The following is a 7406-nucleotide window of genomic DNA, read 5'->3' on the forward strand; positions in this document are numbered from 1 at the left end:
GTCTTCGGTGAACGCACTCTGGCCACACTGGAGCGTCTTCTGAGCCTGCTGTCGGCCTTTGAGGTCGTGGTATGGATGACGGATGGCTGGCCGCTGTATGAATCACGCCTGAAGGGAAAGCTGCACGTTATCAGCAAGCGTTACACTCAGCGCATTGAGCGACATAATCTGAATCTGAGACAACATCTGGCAAGGCTGGGACGGAAGTCACTGTCGTTCTCAAAATCGGTGGAGCTGCATGACAAGGTCATCGGGTATTATCTGAACATAAAACACTATCAGTAAGTTGGAGTCATTACCAACACTGCCGAAGGTTATGGCGGGGCGATATATACCAATAGCGCGACGGCTCCCTATCTTATTGATATTTCTGTTGATGACAGCTACAGCCAGAACGGCGGCGTGTTAGTGGATGAGAACAACAGCGCAGCAGGCTATGGAGATGGTCCTTCCACTGCGGCGGGTGGCTTTATGTATCTCGGCTTAAGTGAAGTTACCTTTGATATTGCCGACGGAAAAACGCTGGTTATCGGCAATACAGAGAATGACGGAGCTGTTGACTCTATTGCTGGTACCGGGTTGATCACCAAAACAGGTTCCGGCGATCTGGTACTTAATGCAGATAACAATGACTTTACTGGCGAGATGCAGATTGAAAACGGTGAAGTTACCCTGGGCCGCAGCAACTCCCTGATGAATGTCGGCGATACGCATTGCCAGGACGATCCGCAAGACTGCTACGGTCTGACGATAGGGAGTATTGATAAGTACTAGAATCAGGCAGAGCTAAACGTTGGCTCCACCCAACAAACCTTTGTGCACTCATTGACGGGCTTTCAGAATGGCACTTTAAATATCGATGCTGGTGGCAATGTTACTGTTAATCAAGGTAGTTTTGCTGGCACCATCGAAGGTGCTGGTCAGCTCACCATTGCGCAAAACGGCAGCTACGTGCTGTCGGGGGCGCAGTCGATGGCGCTAACCGGCGATATAGTCGTTGATGATGGTGCGGTGCTTTCGCTGGAAGGCGACGCGGCAGATCTCGCCGCTCTCCAGGACGATCCGCAGTCGATCGTGTTAAACGGCGGTGTGCTCGATCTCTCTGATTTCTCCACCTGGCAGAGCGGCACATCATACAATGATGGCCTTGAAGTCAGTGGCAGCAGCGGAACGGTTATCGGCAGTCAGGATGTGGTAGATCTTGCAGGTGGCGACAATTTGCATATCGGCGGCGACGGGAAAGATGGCGTCTACGTGGTGGTCGATGCGAGCGACGGGCAGGTAAGTCTGGCAAACAATAATAGTTATTTGGGCACAACACAAATCGCCTCCGGTACGCTGATGGTGAGCGACAACTCGCAGCTTGGAGATACCCACTATAACCGCCAGGTTATCTTTACCGATAAGCAACAAGAAAGCGTGATGGAGATTACTGCCAATGTCGATACTCGCACTACGACGACTGAGCATGGGCGTGATATTGAAATGCGCGCCGACGGTGAAGTGGCAGTTGATGCGGGGGTAGACACGCAGTGGGGCGCACTGATGGCTGACAGCAGCGGGCAGCATCAGGATGAGGGTAGCACATTTACTAAAACGGGGGCGGGTACGCTGGAGCTGACCGCCAGCGGTACAACGCAGTCGGCAGTACGTGTCGAAGAAGGCACCCTGAAAGGCGATGTTGCGGATATCTTTCCTTATGCTTCGTCACTGTGGGTCGGTGATGGGGCGACGTTCGTTACTGGCGCGGATCAGGATATTCAGTCTATCGATGCTACTTCCAGCGGCACTATCGATATCAGCGATGGTACGGTTTTGCGTCTGACCGGGCAGGATACTTCCGTCGCCCTTAATGCCTCATTGTTTAACGGCGATGGGACGCTGGTGAATGCTACCGATGGCGTGACGTTGACAGGTGAGCTTAATACCAACCTTGAAACTGACAGCCTGACCTATCTTGCCGACGTGACGGTTAATGGTGATCTGACCAATACGTCCGGTGCGGTTAGCCTGCAAAATGGCGTCGCTGGCGATACGCTAACGGTAAACGGTGATTATACCGGCGGCGGTACGCTACTGTTCGACAGCGAATTAAACGGCGATGACTCGGTAAGCGATCAATTGGTGATGAACGGTAATACTGCTGGCAACACAACTGTGGTGGTTAACTCCATTACAGGGATTGGTGAGCCGATATCGACAGGCATTAAAGTGGTTGATTTCGCAGCTGATCCCACGCAGTTTCAAAACAATGCACAGTTCAGTCTGGCTGGCAGTGGCTACGTCAACATGGGAGCGTATGACTACACGCTAGTGGAAGATAACAACGACTGGTATCTGCGATCGCAAGAAGTAACGCCGCCATCGCCACCTGATCCAGACCCGGACCCAACACCCGATCCTGACCCAACACCCGATCCAATCCCCGCTTACCAGCCGGTGCTGAATGCCAAAGTTGGCGGTTATCTCAATAACCTGCGGGCGGCAAATCAGGCGTTTATGATGGAGCGACGCGATCACGCTGGTGGCGATGGTCAGACGCTGAATTTACGTGTTATCGGCGGACGTTATCATTACACGGTGGCAGGGCAACTGGCTCAGCAGGAAGACACTTCTACGGTGCAGCTTAGCGGCGGCTTGTTTAGCGGGCGCTGGGGCACGGATGGCGAGTGGATGCTTGGGGCGGTTGGTGGCTACAGTGATAATCAGGGCGACAGCCGCTCGAATATGACCGGAACTCGCGCCGATAACCAGAACCACGGTTATGCCGTTGGGCTGACCTCAAGCTGGTATCAGCACGGTAATTAGAAGCAGGGGGCCTGGCTGGATAGCTGGCTGCAATACGCGTGGTTTAACAATGATGTTTCCGAACATGAAGATGGCGTGGATCGTTACCATTCGTCGGGGATTATCGCCTCGCTGGAAGCCGGGTATCAGTGGTTACCGGGGCGTGGTGTGGTGATTGAACCGCAGGCGCAGGTGATTTATCAGGACGTGCAGCAGGATGATTTTACCGCCGCTAACCATGCGCGCGTGTCACAATCGCAGGGGGATGATATTCAGACGCGGCTGGGTTTACACAGCGAATGGCGTACCGCGGTTGGTGTCACACCAACATTAGATCTGAATTATTATCACGATCCCCATGCGACGGAAATTGAAGAAGATGGCAGCACTATCAGTGACGATGCGGTGAAGCGACGGGGTGAAATAAAAGTGGGAGTCACGGGCAATATCAGTCAGCGAGTGTCCCTGCGCGGCAGCGTGGCGTGGCAGAAAGGGAGTGATGATTTTGCCCAGACGGCAGGGTTTTTGTCGATGACGGTGAAATGGTAATCACTGTCTAGTCGGCACGGTTGCCGGATGCGGCGTAAACGCCTTATCCGGCCTACGGGGAGCATTTGTAGGCCTGATAAGACGCGGCAAGCGTCGCATCAGGCATTGGCTCGGCCAAACAACAACCTCACTTATTCTGCGTGTGCAGCATATAGTTCACATCCACGCCGGGGCCGAGTTTAAAAGTATTAGTGAGCGGGTTGTAATGTAGCCCGGTTATATGTCGCTCTTTAAGGCTTGTCTGATCTACCCAGCCAAGCAGTTCTGCCGGTTTAATAAACTTCTTCACATCATGCGTGCCTTTGGGCACCATGCGCAAAATATATTCCGCGCCAACCACCGCCATCAGCCATGACTTGCCGTTGCGGTTAAGCGTCGAGAAAAAGACATCGCCGCCTGGTTTCACCAGTTGCGCACAGGCTCTGACCACTGACTGCGGATCGGGGACGTGCTCCAGCATCTCCATGCAGGTCACCACATCATACTGCCCGGCATGTTTTGCCGCGTGCTCTTCCACGGTTTCCTGCACATAATCCACCTGAATGCCGCTTTCCAGCGCGTGCAGTTTTGCCACCTGCAATGGCTCAAAGCCCATATCCAGACCGGTCACCGTCGCGCCTTCGCGCGCCATACTCTCGGCCAGAATGCCGCCGCCACAACCGACATCGAGCACCTTTTTGCCAAATAAACCGCCAGCACGCTCGGCAATATAGCCCAGACGCAGCGGGTTAATGCGGTGCAACGGTTTGAACTCACCTTCAAGATCCCACCAGCGGGAGGCGACGGCTTCAAATTTAGCGATCTCTTCGTGGTCTACGTTATGGTTTTCCGGCGATTTTTCGGCATTCATTGGCACTTCTACTCCGTAATTGGCAAGACAAACGAGTATATCAGGCATTGGATGTGAATAAAGCGTATAGGTTTACCTCAAACTGCGCGGCTGTGTTATAATTTGCGACCTTTGAATCCGGGATACAGTAGAGGGATAGCGGTTAGATGAGCGACCTTGCGAGAGAAATTACACCGGTCAACATTGAGGAAGAGCTGAAGAGCTCCTATCTGGATTATGCGATGTCGGTCATTGTTGGCCGTGCGCTGCCAGATGTCCGAGATGGCCTGAAGCCGGTACACCGTCGCGTACTTTACGCCATGAACGTACTAGGCAATGACTGGAACAAAGCCTATAAAAAATCTGCCCGTGTCGTTGGTGACGTAATCGGTAAATACCATCCCCATGGTGACTTGGCGGTTTATGACACGATCGTCCGTATGGCGCAGCCATTCTCGCTGCGTTACATGCTGGTAGACGGTCAGGGTAACTTCGGTTCCATCGACGGCGACTCTGCGGCGGCAATGCGTTATACGGAAATCCGTCTGGCGAAAATTGCCCATGAACTGATGGCCGATCTCGAAAAAGAGACGGTCGATTTCGTTGATAACTATGACGGCACGGAAAAAATTCCCGACGTCATGCCAACCAAAATTCCTAACCTGCTGGTGAACGGTTCTTCCGGTATCGCCGTAGGTATGGCAACCAACATCCCGCCGCACAACCTGACGGAAGTCATCAACGGTTGTCTGGCGTATATCGATGATGAAGACATCAGCATTGAAGGGCTGATGGAACACATCCCGGGGCCGGACTTCCCGACGGCGGCAATCATTAACGGTCGTCGCGGTATTGAAGAAGCTTACCGTACCGGTCGCGGCAAGGTGTATATCCGCGCTCGCGCAGAAGTGGAAGTTGACGCCAAAACCGGTCGTGAAACCATTATCGTCCACGAAATTCCGTATCAGGTAAACAAAGCGCGCCTGATCGAGAAGATTGCGGAACTGATAAAAGAAAAACGCGTGGAAGGCATCAGCGCGCTGCGTGACGAGTCTGACAAAGACGGTATGCGCATCGTGATTGAAGTGAAACGCGATGCGGTCGGTGAAGTTGTGCTCAACAACCTCTACTCCCAGACCCAGTTGCAGGTTTCTTTCGGTATCAACATGGTGGCATTGCACCATGGTCAGCCGAAGATCATGAACCTGAAAGACATCATCGCGGCGTTTGTTCGTCACCGCCGTGAAGTGGTGACCCGTCGTACTATTTTCGAACTGCGTAAAGCTCGCGATCGTGCTCATATCCTTGAAGCATTAGCCGTGGCGCTGGCGAACATCGACCCGATCATCGAACTGATCCGTCATGCGCCGACGCCTGCAGAAGCGAAAACTGCGCTGGTTGCTAATCCGTGGCAGCTGGGCAACGTTGCGCGATGCTCGAACGTGCTGGCGACGATGCTGCGCGTCCGGAATGGCTGGAGCCAGAGTTCGGCGTGCGTGATGGTCTGTACTACCTGACCGAACAGCAAGCTCAGGCGATTCTGGATCTGCGTTTGCAGAAACTGACCGGCCTTGAGCACGAAAAACTGCTCGACGAATACAAAGAGCTGCTGGATCAGATCGCGGAACTGTTGCGTATTCTTGGTAGCGCCGATCGTTTGATGGAAGTGATCCGTGAAGAGCTGGAGCTGGTTCGTGAACAGTTCGGTGACAAACGTCGTACTGAAATCACCGCCAACAGCGCAGACATCAACCTGGAAGATCTGATCACTCAGGAAGATGTGGTAGTGACGCTCTCTCACCAGGGCTACGTTAAGTATCAGCCGCTTTCTGAATACGAAGCGCAGCGTCGTGGCGGGAAAGGTAAATCTGCCGCACGTATTAAAGAAGAAGACTTTATCGACCGACTGCTGGTGGCGAACACTCACGACCATATTCTGTGCTTCTCCAGCCGTGGTCGCGTCTATTCGATGAAAGTTTATCAGTTGCCGGAAGCCACTCGTGGCGCGCGCGGTCGTCCGATCGTCAACCTGCTGCCGCTGGAGCAGGACGAACGTATCACTGCGATCCTGCCAGTGACCGAGTTTGAAGAAGGCGTGAAAGTCTTCATGGCGACCGCTAACGGTACCGTGAAGAAAACTGTCCTCACCGAGTTCAACCGTCTGCGTACCGCCGGTAAAGTGGCGATCAAACTGGTTGACGGCGATGAGCTGATCGGCGTTGACCTGACCAGCGGCGAAGACGAAGTAATGCTGTTCTCCGCTGAAGGTAAAGTGGTGCGCTTTAAAGAGTCTTCTGTCCGTGCGATGGGCTGCAACACCACCGGTGTTCGCGGTATTCGCTTAGGTGAAGGCGATAAAGTCGTCTCTCTGATCGTGCCTCGTGGCGATGGCGCAATCCTCACCGCAACGCAAAACGGTTACGGTAAACGTACCGCAGTGGCGGAATACCCAACCAAGTCGCGTGCGACGAAAGGGGTTATCTCCATCAAGGTTACCGAACGTAACGGTTTAGTTGTTGGCGCGGTACAGGTAGATGACTGCGACCAGATCATGATGATCACCGATGCCGGTACGCTGGTACGTACTCGCGTTTCAGAAATCAGCATCGTGGGCCGTAACACCCAGGGCGTGATCCTCATCCGTACTGCGGAAGATGAAAACGTAGTGGGTCTGCAACGTGTTGCTGAACCGGTTGACGAGGAAGATCTCGATACCATCGACGGCAGTGCCGCGGAAGGGGACGATGAAATCGCTCCGGAAGTGGACGTTGACGACGAGCCAGAAGAAGAATAATTTTACTTCTTCATGCCAAAAGGGAGCTATCTCCCTTGTTTGAATTGAAAAGTCCAGGCTGCAAAGTCTGGGCTTTTGTCGTATTAGGGTACGGTAAAGTTTGGCTGTGCCCGTAAAAATGAAGTGGCACACTGAATTTGGCCACCTGAACAGAGGTGATATGCTCACCTCAGAACAACACAGGTGCTCCAATGAAAAAAAGAAATTTTAGCGCAGAGTTTAAACGCGAATCCGCTCAACTGGTTGTTGACCAGAAATACACGGTGGCAGATGCCGCCAAAGCTATGGATGTTGGCCTTTCCACAATGACAAGATGGGTCAAACAACTGCGTGATGAGCGTCAGGGCAAAACACCAAAAGCCTCTCCGATAACACCAGAACAAATCGAAATACGTAAGCTGAGGAAAAAGCTACAACGCATTGAAATGGAGAATGAAATATTAAAAA

3 protein-coding genes and 2 pseudogenes are annotated in these 7406 nt (G+C 52.9%); 4 read left to right on the plus strand and 1 reads right to left on the minus strand.

From position 1 onward, the window contains the following. Positions 1 to 285 (plus strand): IS1 family transposase (locus BFF42_RS07610; protein WP_216080627.1); only part of this gene is annotated, 285 nt, incomplete at its 5' end. Positions 286 to 300: 15 nt separating this feature from the next. Further along, positions 301 to 3336, plus strand: a pseudogene (gene yfaL / locus BFF42_RS26750) (AIDA-I family autotransporter adhesin YfaL/EhaC); the annotation flags it as partial. A 127-nt stretch (positions 3337 to 3463) separates the two neighbouring features. On the opposite strand, the gene ubiG reads toward yfaL, so the two are convergent. After that, a complete protein-coding gene (gene ubiG / locus BFF42_RS07625; protein WP_000990754.1) occupies positions 3464 to 4186 on the minus strand; it encodes a bifunctional 2-polyprenyl-6-hydroxyphenol methylase/3-demethylubiquinol 3-O-methyltransferase UbiG in 723 nt (240 codons plus the stop codon). 146 nt (positions 4187 to 4332) lie between these two features. Between ubiG and gyrA the strand changes: the two are divergent. Together gyrA and BFF42_RS07635 are read left to right on the plus strand one after the other, a co-directional pair. Further along, positions 4333 to 6959: pseudogene (gyrA, locus tag BFF42_RS07630) on the plus strand (DNA topoisomerase (ATP-hydrolyzing) subunit A). 191 nt (positions 6960 to 7150) lie between these two features. Then, a partial coding sequence (locus BFF42_RS07635; RefSeq protein ID WP_033555117.1) for an IS3 family transposase occupies positions 7151 to 7406 on the plus strand: 256 nt, incomplete at its 3' end.

The organism is Shigella sp. FC1661 (assembly GCF_001712525.1).
GTDB classification, from domain to species: domain Bacteria; phylum Pseudomonadota; class Gammaproteobacteria; order Enterobacterales; family Enterobacteriaceae; genus Escherichia; species Escherichia coli.